The 23,707-nt window shown below is 27.3% G+C and carries 20 protein-coding genes; 19 read left to right on the top strand and 1 reads right to left on the bottom strand.

The features are described 5' to 3' along the window. Nucleotides 1–364 precede the first annotated feature (364 nt). From QP548_RS10880 to QP548_RS10795, 18 genes are all read left to right on the top strand, one after another. A complete protein-coding gene (locus QP548_RS10880; protein ID WP_061426377.1) occupies nt 365–1,063 on the top strand; it encodes a YveK family protein in 699 nt (232 codons plus the stop codon). Between the two features lie 13 nt (nt 1,064–1,076). Beyond that, nucleotides 1,077–1,730 (top strand): CpsD/CapB family tyrosine-protein kinase, encoded by a 654-nt coding sequence (locus tag QP548_RS10875; RefSeq protein ID WP_061426378.1) that lies wholly within the window; start codon nt 1,077–1,079, stop codon nt 1,728–1,730. 175 nt (nt 1,731–1,905) lie between these two features. Continuing rightward, nucleotides 1,906–3,822, top strand: a complete 1,917-nt coding sequence (locus tag QP548_RS10870) for a polysaccharide biosynthesis protein (protein WP_061426379.1) — start codon at nt 1,906–1,908, stop codon at nt 3,820–3,822. A 17-nt stretch (nt 3,823–3,839) separates the two neighbouring features. After that, the gene (locus QP548_RS10865) at nt 3,840–5,066 is read left to right on the top strand and encodes a DegT/DnrJ/EryC1/StrS family aminotransferase (protein WP_061426380.1); all 1,227 of its coding nucleotides are present in this window, start codon (nt 3,840–3,842) and stop codon (nt 5,064–5,066) included. Next, nucleotides 5,060–5,743 (top strand): sugar transferase, encoded by a 684-nt coding sequence (locus QP548_RS10860; RefSeq protein ID WP_061426381.1) that lies wholly within the window; start codon nt 5,060–5,062, stop codon nt 5,741–5,743. Before QP548_RS10865 ends, QP548_RS10860 begins: the two co-directional genes overlap by 7 nt. A 49-nt stretch (nt 5,744–5,792) precedes the next feature. Continuing rightward, nucleotides 5,793–6,950, top strand: a complete 1,158-nt coding sequence (locus tag QP548_RS10855; protein ID WP_061426382.1) for a glycosyltransferase family 4 protein — start codon at nt 5,793–5,795, stop codon at nt 6,948–6,950. Nucleotides 6,951–7,088: 138 nt separating this feature from the next. Then, the gene (locus QP548_RS10850) at nt 7,089–8,228 is read left to right on the top strand and encodes a glycosyltransferase (protein ID WP_061426383.1); all 1,140 of its coding nucleotides are present in this window, start codon (nt 7,089–7,091) and stop codon (nt 8,226–8,228) included. A gap of 32 nt (nt 8,229–8,260) precedes the next feature. Further along, on the top strand, nt 8,261–9,418 hold the full coding sequence (locus tag QP548_RS10845; protein ID WP_284905339.1) for a glycosyltransferase: 1,158 nt from the start codon (nt 8,261–8,263) through the stop codon (nt 9,416–9,418). Continuing rightward, nucleotides 9,412–10,827 (top strand): O-antigen polysaccharide polymerase Wzy, encoded by a 1,416-nt coding sequence (gene wzy, locus QP548_RS10840; RefSeq protein ID WP_075808094.1) that lies wholly within the window; start codon nt 9,412–9,414, stop codon nt 10,825–10,827. Before QP548_RS10845 ends, wzy begins: the two co-directional genes overlap by 7 nt. Beyond that, nucleotides 10,820–11,338, top strand: coding sequence for an acyltransferase (locus QP548_RS10835; protein WP_061426387.1), 519 nt, complete (start codon nt 10,820–10,822; stop codon nt 11,336–11,338). The genes wzy and QP548_RS10835 overlap by 8 nt, the downstream gene beginning before the upstream one ends. Before the next feature lie 9 nt (nt 11,339–11,347). Next, on the top strand, nt 11,348–12,850 hold the full coding sequence (locus tag QP548_RS10830; RefSeq protein WP_061426388.1) for a lipopolysaccharide biosynthesis protein: 1,503 nt from the start codon (nt 11,348–11,350) through the stop codon (nt 12,848–12,850). Between the two features lie 4 nt (nt 12,851–12,854). Continuing rightward, entirely contained in the window at nt 12,855–13,976 is a 1,122-nt protein-coding gene (locus QP548_RS10825) for a glycosyltransferase (RefSeq protein ID WP_061426389.1), read from the top strand. Between the two features lie 111 nt (nt 13,977–14,087). Further along, nucleotides 14,088–15,143 carry a nucleoside-diphosphate sugar epimerase/dehydratase gene (locus QP548_RS10820; RefSeq protein ID WP_061426390.1) on the top strand — a complete coding sequence of 352 codons (1,056 nt, stop codon included), beginning with the start codon at nt 14,088–14,090 and terminating at the stop codon, nt 15,141–15,143. Then, complete coding sequence (locus QP548_RS10815; RefSeq protein WP_061426391.1) at nt 15,143–16,363, top strand: NAD-dependent epimerase/dehydratase family protein; 1,221 nt, start codon at nt 15,143–15,145, stop codon at nt 16,361–16,363. Before QP548_RS10820 ends, QP548_RS10815 begins: the two co-directional genes overlap by 1 nt. Nucleotides 16,364–16,887: 524 nt before the next feature. Then, a complete protein-coding gene (locus QP548_RS10810) occupies nt 16,888–17,499 on the top strand; it encodes a hypothetical protein (protein ID WP_061426392.1) in 612 nt (203 codons plus the stop codon). A 340-nt stretch (nt 17,500–17,839) separates the two neighbouring features. Continuing rightward, nucleotides 17,840–18,364 (top strand): hypothetical protein, encoded by a 525-nt coding sequence (locus QP548_RS10805; RefSeq protein ID WP_061426393.1) that lies wholly within the window; start codon nt 17,840–17,842, stop codon nt 18,362–18,364. 30 nt (nt 18,365–18,394) lie between these two features. After that, on the top strand, nt 18,395–19,582 hold the full coding sequence (gene wecB / locus QP548_RS10800; protein WP_061426394.1) for a non-hydrolyzing UDP-N-acetylglucosamine 2-epimerase: 1,188 nt from the start codon (nt 18,395–18,397) through the stop codon (nt 19,580–19,582). A gap of 64 nt (nt 19,583–19,646) precedes the next feature. Next, nucleotides 19,647–20,732, top strand: a complete 1,086-nt coding sequence (locus tag QP548_RS10795; RefSeq protein ID WP_061426395.1) for an NAD-dependent epimerase/dehydratase family protein — start codon at nt 19,647–19,649, stop codon at nt 20,730–20,732. Nucleotides 20,733–20,785: 53 nt separating this feature from the next. On the opposite strand, the gene QP548_RS10790 is transcribed toward QP548_RS10795, so the two are convergent. Further along, complete coding sequence (locus tag QP548_RS10790; RefSeq protein WP_061426396.1) at nt 20,786–22,264, bottom strand: nucleotide sugar dehydrogenase; 1,479 nt, start codon at nt 22,262–22,264, stop codon at nt 20,786–20,788. Between the two features lie 415 nt (nt 22,265–22,679). Here QP548_RS10790 and QP548_RS10785 point away from each other — a divergent pair, with 415 nt between their 5' ends. Beyond that, entirely contained in the window at nt 22,680–23,633 is a 954-nt protein-coding gene (locus QP548_RS10785) for an LCP family protein (RefSeq protein WP_061426397.1), read from the top strand. Nucleotides 23,634–23,707 lie beyond the last annotated feature (74 nt).

Raw genomic sequence — 23,707 nt, 5'->3', positions numbered from 1 at the left:
TTGTTGAAAAAAGTCAAATGTATTATTTGTCAAAATGTGATTTTATAAGAAAGAAGTGCTTTTATTTACAAATGAAAACTTTTTATTTTGAAAAAATTAGTATTTTTAAGAGGAAATAATTCATATTTTTTAAAATAATTAATTTACAAATAAAGTATATGAAAATTTAAACATTTTTTGGGGATAAATTTAATTATTTTTAAAAAATAATGGATATATATTTAAAAATAATTTATTAAAATAGAAAAAAAGAAAATATAGAAACTATAGGGGGCTTTATGAAAGAAACATTTTGGTATATTATAGTTAAGTGAGATTAATTTGTTAAAAATATTAAAAACTAAATAAAGTAATAGGAGGATTCATGGAAGAGAATACTATAAGCTTACAAGAAATTGCTTACGCTTTAAAGAAAAGATGGAAACTAATAGCACTAATAACTATAGCTGCTACCTTAGTTTCAGCAATATTAAGTTTTTTTGTTATAAAACCACAATATGAGGCAAAAACTAAGCTTTTCATTGGTAAGCAAGAGACTACTCAAGAAAATGCATCTTATAATAATAATGATGTTATGATGTATCAAAAACTTATGAAGACTTATGCAGAACTTGTAAAGACTTCAGACTTAGTTACTAAGGCGGTTAAAAGTGCTAACTTAGATTATAATCAAAAGGAAATAAAGGGAATTTTAAATAATCTTAATGTTACTCCAAGTGCTGATACTCAAATATTAGATTTAAGCTATAAGGGAGGAAATCCTAAGGATGTCTTAAAAGTAACAGAAGCTATAACAAATGAATTTATTTCAGAATCTAAGGAGCTTATTCCAAATGGAAATGTACAGATTATACAAAAAGCTCAAATTCCAGAACATCCAGTAAGTCCAAATAAGAAGCTTAATATACTTATAGCCTTCGTTTTAGGACTTATGGTAGGGGTAGGAGTAGTACTTTTACTTGAATACTTAGATAATACATTTAAATCAAGAGAAGAGCTGGAAAAAACTTTAGAGTTACCTATAATAGGTGCAATTCCAGATTATGATAATATGGGGAAATAAAGGAGGGAAGTAGATGTTAATATTAGAAAGTAATTCACAATCAGTGGCAGCTGAAAGCTATAGAACCTTAAGAACAAATATACAATACTCTTCCTTTGACAATCCTGTTAAGTCAATTGTTATAACTAGCTCTGAGCCAGGAGAAGGAAAGTCAACAACAAGTGCCAACTTAGCTCTTTCTTTTGCGCAAGATGGAAAAAGGGTTATTATTATAGATTGTGATTTAAGAAAACCAGTTGTACATAAAAACTTTGGAATAAGTAATTCTATAGGGCTATCAGAATTTTTAATTGGAAAGGCTGAATTTTCTAAGGTGGTTTATAAGCATGAATCAGGACTTCATGTACTACCTTCAGGATTAGTGCCGCCAAATCCAGCTGAGATGTTAGCTTCAAGAGCAATGGAGCATCTTTTAACTCAATTAGAGGAAAAGTATGATTATATAATATTAGATACTCCTCCAGTTAATGCAGTAACTGACTCAAAAATACTTTCAACAAAGGTTGATGGAACAATACTAGTTGTAAAGTATGGATATACAAAGAAAGATGCTGTAGTAGAGGCTGTAAAGGGATTAAGAGCAGTTAAGGCTAATATAATAGGAACAGTATTTAATGGTGAGGAAATTCAAAGGGGAAAATACTATCATTATTATAAAAAAGATTAATATTAAATAAAGCAACTTAACACTCCTACTATGGAGTGTAAGTTGTCAATTTTGATGTAAAAAAACTGAAAAAAAGTAATAATATTTTAAGGGTTAAAGTGTTTACTTTATATAAATAAAAATAACTAAAGTAGTTAGTTAAGAAATTAATTTGGTTAAGGGGGAGTTAAGGAACGTGTCCAAAATAAGTAAAGTAAAAGGAATTTTATTAGTACTAATTGATATACTCCTTATAAATATAGCTTATATTTTTAGTATGCTAGTTAGATTTGCCTTTAATGGCCCTGTGTTAGGAGATATTCCAGTAGAGCAATGGAATTTATATTTTAAATGGATGCCTCTTATAGTATTAATATATGTTGTTTTATTTGTATTTTTTAAAATGTATAAGAGTCTTTGGAGTTTTGCTGGGTTAGATGAAGTTATGAAAGGTGTTGCAGCTTGCATAGCAGGATGTTTAATAAATGTTATTATTATGCTTTTCTTAAATCCTAGAATTCCTATGATGGTAACTTTATCAGCAGGAATATTAACAATGGTACTTACTCTTGGGTTTAGACTTTCCTTTAGAATGTATAGAAGGCTTGTAATCTATGGAACATTAAAGGGAATTGAATCACAAAAAAATGTTTTAATAATAGGAGCTGGTTCCTGTGGTAGATTAGTTATTAATGAAATGAAAAGAGAAACGGGAGCCGGATTTAAGCCTATAGGAGTTATAGATGATGATAGAAGTAAACTTGGGACTTATATAAATGGAGTAAAAGTTTTAGGAAATAGAAATGATATAAAAAATATTGTAAAAAGTCAGAAAGTTGATTTGATTTTAATAGCTATAGCATCAATAACTTCTGATGAAAAGAAAAAAATCATAGAAGCATGTCATGAAACTAAGGTTAAGGTTAAAATAATGCCTGGAGTTTATGAAATGATAGGTGGTAAGGTTAACTTAACTAAGATGAGAGATGTTGATTTAAGAGATCTTTTAGGAAGAGAAGAGGTTAAGCTTAGTAAGGATGAAATAGCTAATTATATAAAGAATAAAAGAGTTTTAGTAACTGGTGGAGGGGGATCTATTGGTTCAGAACTTTGTAGACAAATAGCTAATTTTAATCCAAAGGAATTAATGATTTTAGATATTTATGAAAATAATGCTTATGATTTAGAAATGGAATTAAATAGAACACATCCAGAGCTTAAGAAGCAAGTAATCATAGCTTCAGTGAGGGATAAGGAAAAGTTAGATTCTATCTTTAGAAATTTTAAACCACAAGTAGTATTCCATGCAGCGGCACATAAACATGTTCCTTTAATGGAGACAAGCCCAGGGGAGGCAATAAAAAATAATGCTGGTGGAACTTTAAACACTGCAGAGTGTGCAGATAAGTATGGAGTAGAAAAGTTTGTATTAATTTCAACAGATAAGGCTGTTAACCCAACTAATGTAATGGGAGCAACTAAGAGAATGTGTGAAATGATAATACAAGCTATAAATAAAAAAAGTAAAACAGATTTTGTTGCTGTTAGATTTGGAAATGTTCTTGGAAGCAATGGCTCAGTAATTCCTTTATTTAAAAAGCAAATAGCTGAGGGAGGACCAGTTACTTTAACTAATAAGTATATAACAAGATATTTTATGCTTATTCCTGAGGCAGCTCAGTTAGTTCTTCAAGCAGGAGCCTATGCTAAGGGAGGAGAAATCTTTGTTTTAGATATGGGTAAACCAGTTAAGATATATGATTTAGCAAAGAATTTAATAAAGCTTTCCGGATATGAACCTTTTGAAGATATAGATATTAAAATAGTTGGATTAAGACCAGGAGAAAAGCTTTATGAAGAGCTTCTTATGGATGAAGAAGGATTAACGGAAACAAAGCATGAGAAGATTTTTATAGGAAAACCTGGAGATTTTGATTTTGACTATATAAAAGATAGTATAGAAGAACTTATTAATATAAGTAGATTTGGAACAGGTGATGATATAAGAGATAAAATAGAAGAATTTGTTCCAACATACAATAGATTAGATAAGAATGAAAAAAATATTAAGTTTAAGGAAATAACTTTAGAGGCAGCTGTAACAAAGGTTTAGATAAGGAGGAATTTATAATGAGAAAAGTATCATTTTCACCACCTGATATTACTCAGAGTGAGATTGATGAAGTAGTAGATGCATTAAAGTCTGGATGGATTACAACAGGACCAAAAACAAAAGAATTAGAAAGATTGGTAGCACAATATAGTGGAACATCAAAAGCAGTTTGTTTGAATTCAAATACAGCATGTTCAGAGATGACACTTCGTGTACTTGGAATCAAAGAGGGAGATGAGATTATAGTTCCATCATATACTTACACGGCAACTGCCTCAGTTATAGAGCATGTTGGAGCAACTATTGTTATGGTAGATTGTGAACCAGGAAAATTTACATGGGATTATGATAAGTTAGAAGAAGCAATTACAGAGAAAACTAAAGTAATTATTCCAGTTGATCTTTTTGGTATTCCAGCAGATTATGATCGTATTATGAGTATTGTGGAGAAGAAAAAATCATTATTTAAACCTTCAAATAATAAAATTCAGCAAGCTCTTGGTAGATGTATTGTTATGACAGATGGTGCACATTGTTTTGGAGCTAAATATAAAGGTAAACCGGTTGCTACTTATACAGACTTTATTAACTATAGTTTCCACGCTGTAAAAAATTTAACGACTGCTGAAGGTGGCGCAGTTACTTGGAGAGATATTGAGGGTATTGATAATGAAGAAATTTATCATGAATATATGTTGTTAAGTCTTCATGGACAGAGCAAAGATGCTTTAGCAAAAACACAACTTGGAGCCTGGGAATATGATATTGTAGGACCATGGTATAAATGCAACATGACCGATGTTCATGCAGCAATTGGATTAGGACAAATCAGAAGATATGATAGTATTTTATCAAGAAGGAAAGAAATTATTGAAAAATACAATAAAGCTTTTGCAGAATTACCTTTAGAATTAGTTGAACATTATTTTGATAGTTATGAAAGTTCAGGACATCTATATGTAGTACGTTTATTTGATAAATCAGGAGATTTAGTAGATTCTGAAATAAGAAATAAATTTATTATAAAAATGGCGGAATTTGGAGTTGGAACAAACGTTCACTATAAACCACTTCCAATGCATACTGCGTATAAAAATCTTGGCTTTGATATAAAGAATTACCCCAATGCTTATGAACAGTTTAAAAATACAGTGACATTACCACTTCATACTTGTATGAGTGATGAGGATGTTGAGTATGTAATTAATTGTGTGAAGAAAGTAGTTGATGAAATATTATGTTAAAGTGTTGGGACGATCTTCCAAAGAATATGCAAACTGAAGCAGTTCGCCCTTATTATGATATATTAAAAAAGAGAAAAATAAGCCTTTTATTTAAAAGAGTTTTTGATATTATTGTTTCTATAATAATGTTAGTAATTCTTTCGCCTATAATTATTATATTGTCTATAGCGATTGTACTAGACTCTAAAGGCGGAGTTTTTTTTAGGCAAGAACGTATTACTCAATATGGAAGAAAATTTTATATACATAAATTCAGGACAATGGTTGCAAATGCTGAAAATCTTGGATCACAGGTAACGGTTGCCAATGATATGAGAGTAACTAAGATTGGAGCAAAGATTCGTAAATATCGTCTTGATGAATTGCCACAATTAATTGATATCCTTCAAGGAAATATGAGTTTTGTGGGTACAAGACCTGAAGTTACTAAATATGTTGAAAGATACACACCTGAAATGTTGGCGACTTTATTATTACCAGCAGGGGTAACATCAGAGGCAAGCATTAAATATAAAGATGAGGAACGATTATTACAAAATGCAGATAATGCTGATGAAGTATATATAAACGAAGTACTTCCAGAAAAGATGGAATATAATCTAAGAAGTTTATATGAATTTAATTTTTTTAGTGAATTAGGAATTATGATAAAAACAGTGTTGGCTGTAATAAAATAATGAAGTTTAGATTTGTTGGAAATTATAAGATAATAGGAGTAGTAAAATAATGGGGGAATTTAAGAAACCTTTAAATAGAAAAAAACCAGTTATAGCTTTAATTACAAATCATGATGATGATGTTTACTGTTTTCGTAAAGAATTGATAGAGGGTATCATAGAGAGCGGTTATGATATTTTGATATCGTGCCCTAATGGTGAAAAATTAAAATTAATGGAAGATATTGAATTTATTCATGATGATGTATTTATAGATAGGAGAGGAACAAACCCACTTTCTGATTTTAGACTTTTAATTCATTATCGTAAAATGATGTCTAAATATAAACCAGATATGGTGCTGAATTATACTGTAAAACCTAATATATATGCGAGTCTTGCGGCAGGAAGTTTAGGAATACCATATATTAACAATGTGACAGGGCTTGGTAGTATTCTTAGTATGGGAAAGCTTATGAAAGGTTTTGTTTTAACTTTATTTAAAATAGCATTTAGAAAATCAACTTGTATATTTTTTCAAAATGAGGAAAATATGAAGTTAGCAATAAAGCAAGGGTTGGTATATGGTGATTATCAATTAATTCCAGGGTCAGGTGTAAATACAGAAAGATTTCCATTACAAAACTATCCTAATGGTGGGGATGGAATTAATGGTGAAAAGATTGTTTTTAATTATATAGGTCGTGTATTACGTGATAAAGGGGTAGATGATTATATAGAAGCTGCAAAAAGGATTAAAAAGAATTATCCCAATACAGAGTTTAATATTATAGGTTTTATTGAGCCTACAGAAAGTCATTATGAAAAAAAATTAGAAAGACTTAAAGAAGATAATATTGTAATTTATAGGGGACAACAAAAGGATGTAAAACCATTTATAGAAAGATCTCACGCAATTATTCATCCATCAACATATGGAGAGGGGATGAGTAATGTACTTTTAGAAAATGCAAGTTCTGGCAGATTTATTATTACAACTGATAATCCGGGATGTAAAGAGACATTGATAAATGGTACTACTGGTTTTCAATATCATGGAGGCAATGTAGTTGAGTTAGTATTAAAAATCGAAGAGTTTTTAATTATGGATAATAAACAAAGACAAGAAATGGGAAAAAAAGGAAGAGAGTATGTAGAAAAAAATTTTTCCAGAGAAATAGTTAAAAATGCTTATATTAAAAGAATTAATAAAAAAATAAATAGATAGACAGATTTATAATATTTAAAGTCTAATTTATTTATTAATAAGATTTTGGATATTGAAAATATTTAATGAAATTAAAATATTTACTAAATATATAGCTTTATAAAGTTATAAAAATTAATGGAAATTGTAGGTGGAAAGATGAAAATTTTTATTGCATCAGAATTTAGATGTACAGTATTTAAAGGTAAGTATTACTTAGCACCTAAAGCATTCACTATATATAAAAGATATGCAGATGCATTTGGAAAAGTAACTTTATGTTGTCGATTTGAAGAAAAGGAAAAATTAATGGAAGGTTATAAAGAAGCAACATTCGTAAGTGAAATTGTACCAATTGATAGTTTGTATGGTGTTTTATTTGGAAAATATAAAAATATAATGACAAATGAAATAAAAAAATGTGATTTAGTTATTGCAAGGATGCCATCTATAATTGCTTACAGAGCAACGGATTATGCTAAGAAGGTAGGTGTTCCTTATTTAGCTGAATTAATGGGAGATGCTTGGGACAGTTATTGGAATCATGATTTATGTGGCAAATTTATTGCTTTTTACATGGATCAAAAGATGAAAAAAGTTGCATGGCAAGCAAATTATTCATTATATGTAACAGATAAATATTTGCAAAAGCGATATCCGTGTAAAAATAAAGGAATTAATGCTTCAAACGTTGTTATAAAAAGTGTGGATGAAAGAGTATTAGAGAAACGTATTGAAAAAATTAGAAAATTTGATAAAACTAAAATTTCATTAATGACAACAGGTGGAGTTGGTGTTCGACATAAAGGACAACAATTTGTAATTAGAGCAATAAAAGAATTGAAAAAACAAGGAATTGAAGTGGTTTATTATTTAGCAGGTGGTGGAAATCAAAATTATTTGAAAAAAATTGCATTAAATGAAGGTGTTGAAGATAATGTTATTTTTTTAGGAGAATTAACAGTTAATGAAGTTTATAAATATATAGATTTAGTAGATATATATATTCAACCTAGTTTACAAGAAGGTTTACCACGTTCAGTAATAGAAGCGATGAGCAGAGGATGTCCTTGTATTGGCTCAAGAACAGCTGGTACTCCAGAACTTATAGAAAATGAATATATATTTAAAAGATCATCAGTTAAAGGAGTAGAATCCGCAGTTATAAAAATATTATCTGAAAATTTAGAGAAGATTGCACAAAGAAATTTTGAATTTTCAAAACGATACAAAGAAGATGTTTTGAGTGAACGACGAAATGAATATTTTTATAAGATTAAAAATGAAATCCTATTCTGATATTGTCTTAAATATAGAAAAGAGGTATAAGAATGAAAAAAATACTATTTGTTATTAATAATATGCATTTAGGTGGAACTAGAAAGAGTTTATTATCTCTTTTGAATGAATTGAGTAATATTAATGATTTACAAGTAGATTTGATGATATTGTCTCATAATGGTCCGTTAATGAATGAAATTCCAAATAAAATAAATATACTTAAAAAAAGTAAAATTATGGAGACGATTGTATGCAAAAAATCTGAATTAACTTCAGTCGGATCAAAATTATTTAGAGCTAATATTGCCTTTTTACATAAAATAATAGGATATGATAAATTATATTCATATATATATAGGATTATAATAAGAAGAACAGTTAAATTAGTTTATGATGCATCAATTGGGTTTCAAGAAGGAGTTAGTAACGATGTTGCATTTTACATAAATGCAAAAAAACATTATGCTTGGATTCATAATGATTTTGATAATTTTAAACATTCAAAGAGTAATTCTGGAATAGAAAAAATATATCCATTATTTGATAAAATACTATTTGTTGCAGAAGCGAGTAAGAAAAATTTTGTGAAAAATCATCCATTATTAGAAGAACAATGTGAAGTAATTAAAAATACAATTGACTCAAGGTTACTGTTAACTAAAGCAAATGAGCCTGTGAAAAATTACTTTAAAACTAATTATCCTCATTTTATTACTGTTGGAAGAGCTAGTCATCAAAAAGGATACGATAGAATAGTTAATATAGCTAATAAAATGAAAGATAGAAATTTAAAATTTGAATGGATAGTAATCGGTGATGGCCCTAATCTAGAGGAATTAATTGAAAGTGTAAAATATAATAATTTAGAAGGATTCTTAAGATTTATAGGAGGAAAAACTAATCCGTATGCAATAGAGCGTCAAGCAGATTTATATGTTATGACTTCAAGATATGAATCTCAACCACTTGTTTTAATTGAAGCAGCAATATTAGGTCTTCCGATATTGACAACCAATTTTGATTCGGCACACGAAGTTGTTGGGTCCTTAAAATCAGCTTATATTTGTGATAATAATGAAGAAAGTATTTATAAATTTTTAGAAGATGTAATAATCAAGCATGATATACTTGAAAAAATGAAGAGAGAGTCTGGTAAATACGAATATGATAATGATGCAGTTGTTGAAAGGTTACTTAAATTATGCTGATATCTAAGAAAAAGTTTTTAAAAATTACTATTATTGTTTTATTTTTGGGAATAGTGCTTTTCTTTTGGGGATCAATTGATAGTAGAGATTCTAGTAGTGCTTATTACACTATGAATTTATTAAGTTTCGCATCATTTATTATTTTTATTATTACTAATCCGTTTCAATTCATTTCTCCATATACTTTTATTTTTTTGTTTATATATCTATATAATTGTGGTCAATTATGGATGAACCTTTTTGGATTTAGAATACCATTTGGTAGTTTTGTTATTTCTAGATTTTCAGATAATTTACTTACAGAATGTGTGTTTTATTTTATTATGTTTTCTATGTTGACTCATTTATTTGGTTTGATATTTTCAAAAAATAAATTAAAAATTAAAACAGATGTTTTTAATTGGGATAAAGCATTAAATGATTATAATAATATATTATTTAAAAAAACAATGTATATTTTACTTATTGTAATTATACCTTTATTAGTACTTTTGGATATAAATCAAGTAGTATTGGCTAATAATGGAGGGTATACTGTAGCATTATATTCAAGAAGTAATAATGTATTTTTTGAAATAGCAAATTCTATGTGTCCATTACTCATATTTGGAATTATTATATGTGAGGAAAACAAAAATAAAAGAAAAGTAGTTGCTCTTTATGGAATTTTTAGATACATAATTATGATGGTTTTAGTTGGATATAGAATGCAAGCAATGGCTTTCCTTTGTGGAATATTTATTTCATGGACATTACGTGATAATGAAAAAACTTTGAAAAAAAAGGCTATTTTAGTAGTTATTTTGGGAATAGTATTACTAATTGTTACAACAATAGTATCACAATTAAGAAATGGATATGTTAATAATAATATGAGTATAGAAGATTTACTGTTAAATGCAATAAAGGAAATTGGAGGTTCATTTATTGATATTCCAATAGTATTTGAATCAATTGGTAATATAGGTTTTGCATATGGTAAAACTTATTTATATGGTTTAATTAATATTATTCCTTTTATTATAAGATTATTTCCAAATTCAACTCAGTATTTAACTCTTTCATCAACGTTAAATGATAATTTTGTTATATATAGTTCTTCTTCATTAGGTGGAAATATTTATGCTGAGATGTATTATAATTTTGGATGGTATGCTTTATTAGTAACCCCTATCTTAGGATATCTTATTAGTATGATAAACAAAAAGGTTGATTCAAATAAAATGTTGATAAGTAAAACAATAGATATGTATTTGTTCTTCATTTTTGCTTTGTATATTCGTGGAAATATGGGAGAAGTTACAGTTTTTTTGAGAAATATTGTATATTTACTTATAATTTACAGTGTTTTTAAAGCGTATTATGTTAGAAAGAAACAAGTAAAAAGGAGAATGGAAATATATGATTAAAGCTCTGTCGTTTATAAAGTTTTTATTAATGAAAATTAAGCTAGGTAAATATTTAGATATGTGTCCTCAAAATATAATAAAAGGGAAGGTTGAAGTTATTATTAATAAAGATTCTTTAATAAGTATAAATCGAGGTATGCATTCAACTGGTCCGCTTTATTTGAAAGCTGTTAACGGTGGAAAAATAAAGATAGGACGTAACTGTTTTTTTAATCATAATTGTTCAATTACAGCATGTTCTAATATTTCTATAGGAGATAATTGTTGCTTTGGAAATAATTTGGTAGTTATTGATCATGATCATAATTTTAGAAGTATTGGTAATAATATATTTATTAGTGATGAAATTATAATAGGCAATAATGTATGGATTGGAGCAAATGTTACTGTATTAAGAAATACACATATTGGAGATAATTGTGTGATTGGAGCTAATTGTGTTGTTAAAGGAAATATTGAAAGTAATACAATATATACAGAAAATAAAGATTTTATAAAAAGAAAGATATAGGTGAATATTATGAATCAGATGTCTAAAAATATAATTTCATCCATATTATCGCAAATAATTACAATAATTACAGGGTTTTTAGTTCAAAGATATGTGTTAGTTTCATTTGGATCAAATATAAATGGATTAACATCCTCAGTTACGCAAATATTATCATATCTTGTTTTACTTGAGGCAGGGATTACAACAGCGTCTATTCAGGCCTTATATAAACCTGTCGCAAAACAGAATTATGGAGAAATTAATAGTATAATATCGGCTACAAAAATTAAATTTATAAAAGTCTCATGTGTTTTTTTTATAATACTTGGAATATCATCATTGATTTTTCCATTTATAATTGGCAAACAATTAAATTATAGTTTAGTTTTTGCTATTACTTTTATTTCTGGTGCGAGTTCAGGGTTATCATATTTATTTGTAAATAAATATCAAGCTTTATTGTATGCAGATGATAAAACAAGAATAGTTTATAATTCAAATTCTTTTTGCAATATATTTGTTTGTGTTTTAAAAATACTTACAATGAAATTAGGATTTGGAATTGTAATTGTGCAGTCAATTCAAATAATTGGTACTATAATTAAAACTTTGATATTATTTTTATATTTTAAGACTAAATATCCTAAATTAACATATAATTATAATCCAAATTATAATGCAATAAGTAAAAGTAAAAATGTGTTTGTACATCAAATTGCAGGATTTATTAATAATCAAACGGATATTTTAATAATTAGTATTTTTTCTACTCTTAAATATGTAAGCTTATATAGTGTTTATAGTCTTATTTATAATCAACTAAACACATTATTACAAGGTGTATTTGCTCAAGCTTCTATGGGCTTTTTTGGTAAAAAATACAGCTCTGAAAAAAATACTTTTAAAAAAGCATTTGATATGTATGAATCAATTTATACAAGTATACTTTTTGTGATATTAACAACAGCTCTTATAATGACTATACCTTTTGTTAGATTATATACATTAGGTGTCAATGACATGAATTATAAGGATATTACATTAGCTTGGTTATTTTTCTTTGCTCAATATTTTAATTTAATTAGAATACCATCAATTTTAGCAATAAATGTTTCAGGTACATTTCAAGAAACTCAAAAAGGCGCAATTATAGAAGCGGTGATTAATCTTGTGGTATCAATTCCATTATTTTTTATTTTAGGTATAAAAGGATTATTATTAGGTACAATTGCTGCAATGTTCTTTAGAAGTTTTGATGTTACATATTTTACTTATAAAAATGTATTGAAGAAAGATATAAAAACATTTTATTTGCTATCATTTTCACATTTAATTTCTGCAGTAATAATATCGATATTAATTTGTAATAATGTTAGTAATATAGTTAATAGTTGGACATCCTGGATTTTTACGAGTATAGTTATTGTTATTATATTGTTCGGAATAACAATAATTATACAAAGATTATTATTTAAAAAACAATTTATCTATACTGTTAATTTTATTAAAGATAGTATTTTGAGGAGGTGATGTAATGAAAAAGGGAAGAATACTTTATGTAGGTCCATTTATAATGCCAGATGGAAATGCTACAGCACATAGGGTGATGCAAAATGCAAAAATATTTAGTATATGTGGATTTTCTACTACTTTCATAGAACTAAGAAATGGAGATAAACAAGTTTATGAGAATATAAGAAAATTTGATGATTATGATACTTGGAAAATTAAATATACAAGTAAAAGTAAAAGAATATGGAAAGAGAAATCAGTAATTGAGGATATTATTAAATATTATGACGATGTTGTAGCAATTATGGGTTATAATCTTCCAAGTACAGTAACAATATTAATAATGAACATATGCAAAAATAATAAGATAAAGTATTTAGTTGATTGTACAGAGTGGTATTCTGCAAAACATATGAATTTTTTTAAAAAACCATTTTTTGCATTAGACACATTTTTAACCATGAGGATATTAAATAAAAAGGTTGATGGTATAATTGTTATAAGCAGTTACTTAGAAAAGTATTACAAAAAATGCAACAATATTGTAAGAATACCACCATTGGTAGATAAAAAAGAAGTTATTTGGAATAATGATAATAAAAAAGATAATAGTATAATTAGATTTATTTTTTCAGGAACATTAAGAAAAGGTAAGGATGATTTAAAACCATGTGTGGACAGTATTAAAAGAATTGATAATGCAATATTAGACATATATGGTATTACAAAAGAAGAATATTGTAAATTTTATAATATTAAGAAAAATGAAATAAATGAAATAAATGAAAAAATAATATTCCATGGATTCGTTAGTCATAAAGAATCTGTTAATGCTATAAAGAATGCAGATTACATGTTGTTGATTAGGGAATCATCAAGAAAAAACAATGCTGGCTTTTCAACAAAACTTGTTGAAGCAATCAGTGCAGGAACTGCAGTTGTAGGCACTGATACAAGTGATTTGAGATATTTAATTGACAAATATTCTTGTGGACACATTATTTCTTATAAAAGTGAAGAAATGGAGCAAAGAATACAAGAAATATCAAAAAATCCTAAAGTGTTATTGACAAAAGAATGTACAGAACTATTTGATTATAGAAAATATGTAAAAAGTGTAGATTATTTTTTGAAATCAATATAATAACATATAATTTATTCAATTAGAATATTTTTATTAAACAGCAAATTAATGATTAAAGGATTTTAATCATTAATTTGCTAGATTAGAAGAGTTCAAAGGAGTAAGAGAAATATGAATAAATCTTATTTTTTTAAAAATAAAATACTTATGATTACTGGAGGAACTGGCTCATTCGGAAATGCAGTATTGAATCGTTTTTTAGAAACTGATATTAAGGAAATTCGTATATTTTCAAGAGATGAAAAGAAACAGGATGATATGCGTCATGAATTTCAAGCAAAAATGCCAGAAGTATCTGGAAAGATTAAATTTTTTATTGGAGATGTAAGGGATCTTCAATCACTAAAGAGTGCTATGTATGGAGTAGACTATGTATTTCATGCTGCAGCATTAAAACAAGTTCCATCTTGTGAGTTTTTCCCGTTAGAAGCTGTTAAAACTAATGTAATTGGTACCGATAATGTATTAACAGCAGCAATAGAAGAAGGAGTAGAATCTGTTATATGTTTATCGACAGATAAAGCAGCATATCCAGTAAATGCAATGGGAACTTCTAAGGCAATGATGGAAAAGGTAATTGTTGCAAAGTCAAGAACTGTAAACCCAGAGAAAACAAAAATATGCTGTACACGTTATGGAAATGTAATGTGTTCACGTGGTTCTGTTATTCCTCTTTGGATTGAACAAATAAAGGCTGGTAACCCAATAACTATTACAGAACCATCTATGACACGTTTTATTATGTCATTAGAAGAAGCAGTTGATCTTGTACTATTTGCATTTGAAAATGGGACAAGTGGTGACGTGCTAGTTCAGAAAGCTCCAGCCTGTACTATAGAAGTTCTTGCACAAGCTGTAAAAGAGTTATTTAACTCAAGAGATGATATTAAGATTATAGGTATCCGTCATGGAGAAAAAATGTATGAAACTTTACTTACTAATGAAGAATGTGCTGGAGCAATTGATATGGGAGAGTTTTACAGAGTTCCTTGTGATAAACGTGATTTAAACTATGATAAGTACTTTAAGGATGGTGATATAGACCGTAATCCATTAACAGAGTTTAATTCAAATAATACAGAATTACTAAATGTTGAACAAGTAAAGGAAAAGTTGTTAGAACTAGAATATATACAAAATGAATTAGCTGATTGGGAGAATAGATAATGAATATATTAGTTACTGGTGCTAAAGGATTTGTTGGTAAGAATCTTGTAGCAGCTTTAGAATGTATAAGAGATGGTAAGGATAGGATACATAAAATTAATGGGTTAAATGATCCATCAAAATTAGTAATTTATTGCTATGATATTGATTCTACTAAAGAGCAATTAGATGAATATTGCAAAAATGCTGATTTTGTATTTAATTTAGCAGGGGTTAATCGTCCAAAAGATGATAATGAATTTAAAAAAGGAAATTTTGGATTTGCATCTAGTTTATTAGATACATTAAAAAAATACAATAATAAGTGTCCAGTTATGTTAGCATCATCTATTCAAGCAACATTAATTGGGCGTTATGGACAATCAGAGTATGGTAAATCTAAACTAGCTGGAGAAAAAGTATTTTTTAAGTACTCAGATGATACTGGAGCTAAAGTTTTAGTATATCGCTTTCCTAATTTATTTGGTAAGTGGTGCAAACCTAATTATAATTCTGCAGTAGCAACGTTCTGTAACAATATAGCTAATGATATGCCTATTCAAGTTAATAATAGAGCAACAGAATTAGAATTATTATATATTGATGATTTAGTAGAAGAAATGTTACTTTCATTAAATGGTGAAGAACATCATTGTGAATTTAATGGACTAGAAACAATCATTAATGAGTATGGAAAGTATTGTTGTGTTCCAGTAACATACAAGGTTACTTTAGGTGAGATTGTTGATTTATTAAATTCTTTTAAAAATCAAGCAGAAACACTTATTATGCCAGAAATACCTTATAATTCATTTGAAAAGAAGTTATACTCTACATATTTATCTTATTTACCTAAAGAAAAAGTAATTTTTCCTCTTAAGATGAATATTGATAGTAGGGGAAGTTTTACAGAGTTGTTAAAAACTCATAATTGTGGTCAATTTAGTGTAAATATTAGCAAACCTGGTATTACTAAAGGAGAACATTGGCATAATAGTAAATGCGAGATATTTATTGTAGTAAGTGGACATGCGTTAATTCAAGAGCGTAAAATTGATTCTGATGAAATTATAGAATTTGAAGTTTCTGGTGATAAAATTGAAGCTATTTACATGCTACCTGGATATACACATAATATAATTAACCTTTCTGATACACAAGATTTAGTAACTATTATGTGGGCAAATGAACAATTTGATTTATGTAATCCAGATACATTTAGTGATAAGGTAGTTCGCTGAAAAAATTTATTAAAAATTAAGTGTATTAGATTATAGAAGATATAACGGTATAGTTTAAGATATTATTAGAAAGAAGAAATATATATTTTCTAGATATAAGAAAATTATAATTAATAATCAATAGCTGCATTTAAAGATATAAAAAATTAAACCTTGATAAAAATTTATAGAGAGTAAGAATTTAAGTTATTTAAACAGACATATAAAGAATAAAATTTGTTCTCTAGGATTCACAGAGTGTACTTTCTAGAAAAGCTTTAATATAAAGCTTATTCTATACATTTTGCATAAAAATTTTTATTTTTGTAGTCTCAGAGTTATATAAAATATTATGAAATTTTTCTTTTAAATTAAACCATATAGATATGAATATATAAATTGATATTATAAAGTGATTCATAATTATAATTGAGTAGTTAGTAATATACTTTAAAGAATTTATTAAAAATAATATTTTAATAAAAGCGATTGTTTAGAAAGAAAATCTATAATGATATATAGACAATATTAAGGAGTTAAAATTTATGATTAATACAAAAAAAGAATTAAAATTTTATATAAAAGCTGATTTAATGATGAATAGAGGAACTTTTGATGTTGGATTTAAGCAACGCATAGTAAATTTTTTTTCGCCAGATTATGTCATACACTTTCTTAAAGTTTTGAGAAAAAGTGAGTATTATTATAATAAAAATAAATTTTTATCTAAGTACTATAATTGGAAGAAACATAAATTGGAATTGAAATTAGGGTTTTCTATAGGAAGTGGTGTTTTTGGATATGGTTTGACAATACCTCATTATGGAACTATTGTTGTAGGAAGTGGTAATAAAATAGGAAATTATTGTGTTTTACATACTGGTATTTGTATTACCGCTGGTGAAAAACAAATAGGTAATGGTTTATATTTAGCTTCAGGATCAAAACTTGTAAAAGATATTAAATTAGGAAATAATATAACTGTTGGAGTAAATTCTGTAGTTAATAATTCATTTGTACAAAATAATTTACTTTTGGTTGGAATGCCAGCAATTAAAAAAAGTAATTCAATAGAGTGGTATTTACGAGATGGAAAAGAATATTCTAGAAGAGTTAATATGTGTGAAAGCTTGAAAAAACAGCTATCAATTAAGTAAAAAAGTTGTAATGTTTAATAATTTAATGATATTAATATAATATTAATGATTTAAATTATCCATATATAAATATAATATAATTATTTGTTAAAAGTATTTTTCTATATGACAAATAGTTTTACAGAAATTTTCCACACATTAATAAAAATATATAGAAATAAATACTATAAGTTGTAAGAATACAATAAATAATATTAAATTTCTGTTTTATTAATTCAATTTTTATATAAAATTAGTAATGATTTAGTTTTTTTATAATGCAAAATTTTAATATATGAGAATTAAAAATAAGATTAGTGTAATAAATTTTATACTAAAATATTATTGAGAAGGTAATTAGATGAAAAAAATTAATAAAAGACTTATTATACTAGGGGCAGGTGGTTATGGAAAAGTTGTAGCTGATATAGCAGTGCAAATGAATTCTTATAAGATTATTCTATTTCTTGATGATAATTATAGGAGTAGTAATGTTATTGGCAAATGCTCTGATTATAGGAATTTTATTGATGAATACACAGAGTTCTATCCAGCTTTTGGAAGTAATGAACTTCGTATTGATTGGATTAATAAGTTAATTAGTGAAGATGTTTCAGTAGCAACAATTATTCATCCATCATCCTATGTTAGTTCTTTATCCAATATAGATTTAGGTACAGTTATTTTACCCAAGGCAATAATAAATAGTTATGTAAATATAGGAAAAGGATGTATTATAAATCTTGGTGCAATAGTTGATCATAACTGTTATATAGGGGAAGGTTCTCATATATGTCTTGGTGCTATTATAAAGGCTAATAATAATATTTATCCGTGTACTAAGATTGAAGCTGGAACTGTAATTAAAAACGGATTTTATAGGTAAAAACTTATAGATTAATATGGAGGTAAAATAATGAATGAAATACGATTAGATTATTCTGATATAAAATTTAAAGATGATGGTAGGTTAAAACTTTTAATAATTGTTGGAACAAGACCAGAAATAATTCGTCTTGCGGCAACAATTAATAAATGTAGAAAATATTTTGATTGTGTATTAGCGCATACAGGTCAAAACTATGATTATAATCTTAATGGAGTATTTTTCAGTGATTTAAAGCTAGTAGAACCTGAAGTATATATGGATGCAGTTGGTGATGATTTGGGTGCAACTGTTGGTAATATAATAAATTGCTCTTACAAGCTTATGAATGAGATTAAACCAGATGCATTGTTAATTCTTGGTGATACAAATTCATGCTTATCAGCTATTTCAGCAAAAAGGCTTCACATACCTATATTTCATATGGAAGCTGGTAATCGTTGTAAAGATGAGTGTCTTCCAGAAGAAACAAATCGTAGAATAGTTGATATTATTTCAGATGTGAATTTAGCATATTCAGAACATGCGAGAAGATACCTTGCTGAATGCGGATTACCAAAGGAAAGAACATATGTGACTGGATCACCAATGGCAGAGGTTTTACATAATAATTTATCAGAAATAGAAGCAAGTGATATTTTGGAGAGATTAAATCTTAAGAGAAAGAATTATATGTTACTTTCTGCTCACAGAGAAGAAAATATTGATACAGAAAAGAACTTTTTGTCATTATTCAATGCTATAAATAGACTATCAGAAAAATATGACATGCCAATACTTTATTCTTGTCATCCAAGAAGCAGGAAGAGATTGGAGACAACTGGGTTTAAGTTAGATAGTCGTGTTGTTATGCATGAACCTTTAGGATTCCATGATTATAATCACTTACAGATGAATGCATTTGCTGTAATTTCAGATAGTGGAACATTACCAGAGGAAAGTAGTTTTTTTACAAGTCAAGGATATCCATTTCCAGCTGTATGTATTCGTACAAGTACTGAGAGACCAGAGGCTTTAGACAAGGCAGATTTTATACTTGCTGGAATAGATGAAAAAAGTTTATTACAAGCGGTTGCTACTGCAGTAGAAATGGTGAATAATAACGATAATGGAATACCAGTGCCAGATTATGTAGAAGAAAATGTTTCAACGAAGGTTGTTAAAATTATTCAATCTTATACGGATATAGTAAATAAAATGGTTTGGAGAAAGTATTAGAAGTAATATTTAAATAGATAGATTATTTTAAGATAAAGTATAAGTAAAATAGGGGGGATTGATAATGAACCATATAGATCTTAAAAATAGAATGATTTTGGTAACTGGTGCTGCTGGTTTTATTGGTAGTAATTTAGTTTTAGAATTATTAAAAACACAGGAATCAGTACATATTGTAGGAATAGATAATATGAATGATTATTACGATGTTAGTATAAAGGAATGGAGACTTAATAAAATTGAAAAGGAAGTTAAAAATCATAAAGATTCTACTTGGAAATTTATTAAGGGTTCCATTGCAGATAAGTCTTTAATAGATGAGGTTTTTGCCACATATAAGCCTGATATAGTTGTGAATTTGGCAGCACAAGCAGGCGTTCGTTATTCAATTCTAAATCCAGATGCTTATGTGGAAGCAAATTTAGTTGGTTTTTATAATTTGTTAGAAGCTTGTCGTCATTCTTATAATAATGGTGAAAAGGGTGTTGAACATTTAGTATATGCATCTTCATCATCTGTATATGGATCTAATAAGAAAGTACCATATTCCACAGATGATAAGGTGGACAATCCAGTATCTTTATATGCAGCAACTAAAAAATCTAATGAGTTAATGGCTCATGCTTATAGTAAACTTTATAATATTCCATCAACAGGACTTCGTTTCTTTACAGTATATGGTCCAGCAGGAAGACCTGATATGGCGTATTTTGGATTTACAAATAAACTTTTAAAAGGTGAGACTATAGAGATATTTAACTATGGAAATTGCAAACGTGATTTTACATATATAGATGACATAGTAGAAGGTGTAAAACGTGTTATGCAAGCTCCACCAGAGAAAAAGAATGGAGAAGATGGATTGCCAATTCCTCCATATATGGTATATAACATAGGTAATAGTAATCCTGAAAATTTACTTGATTTTGTAACAATTCTTCAGGAAGAATTAATTAGAGCAAATGTGCTTTCATCAGATTATGACTTTGAAGCACATAAGAAGCTGGTTCCAATGCAACCAGGAGATGTACCTGTTACATATGCTGATACAACACCTTTAGAAAAAGATTTTGGATTTAAGCCAAGTACAGATTTAAGAACTGGATTAAGAAAATTTGCTGAATGGTATAAAGAATTCTATAATGTTTAAAGTATTTAAAAAGCCTCAGAATTGTAATTTCAATTCTGAGGCTTAAGTTTTTATTAATCTCTTTGGAATAAGTCTCTTGTATAAACTTTTTCCTTTATATCATCTAAACAGCTATCATATCTATTAGCTATAATGCTCTTACTTAATTTTTTAAATTCATCTATATCATTTACTACTTTTGAACCAAAGAATGTAGTTCCATTTTCTAATGTTGGTTCATAAATAATTACAGTAGCTCCTTTTGCCTTTAGACGTTTCATAACCCCTTGAATACTACTTTGGCGGAAGTTATCAGAATTACTCTTCATAGTTAATCTATAAACACCAATTACAACTTCTTTTTCTTTTGAAGCTTCCCATGTACTATTTGCTTCATATGCACCTGCAAGTTCTAAAACTCTATCTGCAATAAAGTCTTTTCTTGTACGATTACTTTCAACTATAGCACTCATCATATTTTGAGGAACTTCATTATAATTTGCAAGTAATTGTTTTGTATCCTTTGGTAAACAGTATCCACCGTATCCAAAACTTGGATTGTTATAGTGTGTTCCTATTCTTGGATCTAAACATACACCATCAATTATTGCTTTAGTATCTAACCCTTTCATTTCAGCATAAGTGTCTAATTCATTAAAATAAGATACACGTAATGCTAAGTATGTATTAGCAAATAACTTTACAGCTTCAGCCTCAGTAAATCCCATAAATAAAGTAGGAATATTTTCTTCTATAGCACCTTCTTGAAGAAGAGAAGCAAAAGTATGAGCAGCTTTTACTAATCTTTCATTATTAATATCAGTAGATACTATAATACGGCTTGGATAAAGATTATCATATAATGCTTTTGATTCTCTTAGGAACTCAGGGCTAAATATAATATTTTCTGTGTTATATTTTTTACGTACACTATCTGTGTAACCAACTGGAATTGTAGATTTTATAACCATTATTGCATCTGGATTTACTTTTAAAACTAATTCAATAACAGACTCTACAGCAGATGTATCAAAATAATTTTTTTTACTGTCATAGTTAGTTGGAGCAGCAATTACAACAAAGTCTGCATTCTTATATGCAGATTCTCCATCAATAGTAGCAATTAAATCTAAATCATTTTCTGCAAGATACTTTTCAATATAATCATCTTGAATTGGAGATTTCTTATTGTTAATCATTTCAACCTTTTCAGGAATAATATCAACTGCTGTTACATGATTATTCTGTGCTAATAATGTTGCAATAGATAATCCAACATAACCAGTACCAGCAACGGCAATATTAAGAGGAGAGCATTTTAAAGGAGAAGCTTTATCTTCATCATTTAAAAATAATGAAATAGGCTCAAATTCAAGAACTTCACCTAATTTTTCTAATTGAGGAATTGATGGAATATAATCCATAGACTCCAAACGACTAATCATTGCACGATTTATATTAGTTAAATCTGCTAGCTGTTGTTGTGTAATATTTTTTTCTTTTCTGGACTCTATAACCTTCTTTGCTAGAAGGGATAATGATAATTTCTTCATATTTATGTATTTCCTTTCAAATTTATTTTTGTTATTTAAAAAAACAAAAATAATAAAAATTTATATTAAAGACATTATTATTATACTAAATATGGACAAAAATTACAATTTAAAAGAAAAAAATAGAAAATAAAAGATATAATGGCGTTTAAAATAACAAAAAAATATTATTGATTTTAAGTTGTTATAATCAAAATTTCATTTCTATGTGTAAATAGTAGAAATTTATGATAAAAAATATATATTTGAAAAAATAAAGTAATTTATGATATAATTTGAAATGTAATTTTTTAGATATTAATATATTTATAATTAATGTGGTTAATTATAAATGAAATTATACAATAATGTAAAATTTGTAATAATTTATAAAAATAACGAAATTTTAAAGAATAAATTATTTAGAGGTTAAATTATGAATAGAAGTACTAAAAATAGTAAAATAAAAAATTCAAAGATTAAATATATTATTTTACCTTTAATTTTAGTAATTTTAGGGTTAGTAGGTGTAGGTACTTATTATATAAATTCAAAAATTAATAAAGTTCAAAAAGTTGAAATTAATAAGGAAAATTTATCAATTAATGAAAAAAAGGTAAAAGAAGAAAAGCATATAAAAAATATTGCTTTATTTGGGATTGATGCACCTAAGGGGAAAGCTGGTAGAAGTGATGCTATTATGATTCTTACTTTAGATGAAGAACATAAAGTTATGAAGTTAACTTCTATTATGAGAGATTCTTATGTTGATATTCCAGGACATGGGGATGATAAGATTACTCATGCCTATGCCTTTGGCGGACCAGAACTTGCTATGAAAACTTTAAATGAGAATTTTAAGGTTAATGTAGAAGAGTTCATGGCTGTTAATTTTACGTCTCTTCCTGAAATTATTGATAAATTAGGTGGAGTTAAGATTAATATAATTCAAGAAGAAATTCATCATATATCAGGAATAACTTCTCCAGGAGAACAAGTTTTAAATGGAGAACAAGCTTTATCTTATTCTAGAATAAGATATGCCACTGGTGGAGATTATAAGAGAACAGAAAGACAAAGAGTAGTATTAGAAGCCGTTTTTGAAAAGTTAAAATCAACTCCTACAAAAGAGTATCCTTCATTAATTAATGACTTTTTACCATATATAGAGACAAATATGTCTTCTATGGATATGATAAAACTTGCTACAGATGCTGCACCATTAGTAAAAGGAAATTTAGAAACAGCTAGATTCCCATTAGATGGTTATTGCGATGGGAAAATGATTAATGGGGTTTGGTATTTGGTTTATGATAGACAAGCTACTTTAAATCAGATTCAAGAATATATATATGATAATAAAAACTTGGATTCATTTAAAAAGCAATAATAAGAGATTTTAATTTGAATAAAGTTGTAAAATAGGTTTTTAATATTTTACAGCTTTATTTTTATTAATTAAAT

Origin of the sequence: Clostridium sp. UMB9555A (genome assembly GCF_030222355.1) — a bacterium.
In the GTDB taxonomy this organism is placed as follows: domain Bacteria; phylum Bacillota; class Clostridia; order Clostridiales; family Clostridiaceae; genus Sarcina; species Sarcina perfringens.
This window is presented reverse-complemented; position numbering and strand designations above follow the sequence as displayed.

Excerpts from the sequence above, each read along its gene's own strand:
- QP548_RS10810 (WP_061426392.1), top strand. The coding sequence starts at position 16,888 with ATGATTAATACAAAAAAAGAATTAAAATTTTATATAAAAGCTGATTTA.
- QP548_RS10875 (WP_061426378.1), top strand. The coding sequence starts at position 1,077 with ATGTTAATATTAGAAAGTAATTCACAATCAGTGGCAGCTGAAAGCTAT.
- QP548_RS10855 (WP_061426382.1), top strand. The coding sequence starts at position 5,793 with ATGGGGGAATTTAAGAAACCTTTAAATAGAAAAAAACCAGTTATAGCT.
- QP548_RS10815 (WP_061426391.1), top strand. The coding sequence starts at position 15,143 with ATGAATATATTAGTTACTGGTGCTAAAGGATTTGTTGGTAAGAATCTT.
- QP548_RS10795 (WP_061426395.1), top strand. The coding sequence starts at position 19,647 with ATGAACCATATAGATCTTAAAAATAGAATGATTTTGGTAACTGGTGCT.
- QP548_RS10835 (WP_061426387.1), top strand. The coding sequence starts at position 10,820 with ATGATTAAAGCTCTGTCGTTTATAAAGTTTTTATTAATGAAAATTAAG.
- QP548_RS10790 (WP_061426396.1), bottom strand. The coding sequence starts at position 22,264 with ATGAAGAAATTATCATTATCCCTTCTAGCAAAGAAGGTTATAGAGTCC.
- QP548_RS10830 (WP_061426388.1), top strand. The coding sequence starts at position 11,348 with ATGAATCAGATGTCTAAAAATATAATTTCATCCATATTATCGCAAATA.
- QP548_RS10865 (WP_061426380.1), top strand. The coding sequence starts at position 3,840 with ATGAGAAAAGTATCATTTTCACCACCTGATATTACTCAGAGTGAGATT.
- wzy (WP_075808094.1), top strand. The coding sequence starts at position 9,412 with ATGCTGATATCTAAGAAAAAGTTTTTAAAAATTACTATTATTGTTTTA.
- QP548_RS10785 (WP_061426397.1), top strand. The coding sequence starts at position 22,680 with ATGAATAGAAGTACTAAAAATAGTAAAATAAAAAATTCAAAGATTAAA.
- QP548_RS10860 (WP_061426381.1), top strand. The coding sequence starts at position 5,060 with ATGTTAAAGTGTTGGGACGATCTTCCAAAGAATATGCAAACTGAAGCA.
- QP548_RS10820 (WP_061426390.1), top strand. The coding sequence starts at position 14,088 with ATGAATAAATCTTATTTTTTTAAAAATAAAATACTTATGATTACTGGA.
- QP548_RS10850 (WP_061426383.1), top strand. The coding sequence starts at position 7,089 with ATGAAAATTTTTATTGCATCAGAATTTAGATGTACAGTATTTAAAGGT.
- QP548_RS10845 (WP_284905339.1), top strand. The coding sequence starts at position 8,261 with ATGAAAAAAATACTATTTGTTATTAATAATATGCATTTAGGTGGAACT.
- QP548_RS10825 (WP_061426389.1), top strand. The coding sequence starts at position 12,855 with ATGAAAAAGGGAAGAATACTTTATGTAGGTCCATTTATAATGCCAGAT.
- wecB (WP_061426394.1), top strand. The coding sequence starts at position 18,395 with ATGAATGAAATACGATTAGATTATTCTGATATAAAATTTAAAGATGAT.
- QP548_RS10880 (WP_061426377.1), top strand. The coding sequence starts at position 365 with ATGGAAGAGAATACTATAAGCTTACAAGAAATTGCTTACGCTTTAAAG.
- QP548_RS10805 (WP_061426393.1), top strand. The coding sequence starts at position 17,840 with ATGAAAAAAATTAATAAAAGACTTATTATACTAGGGGCAGGTGGTTAT.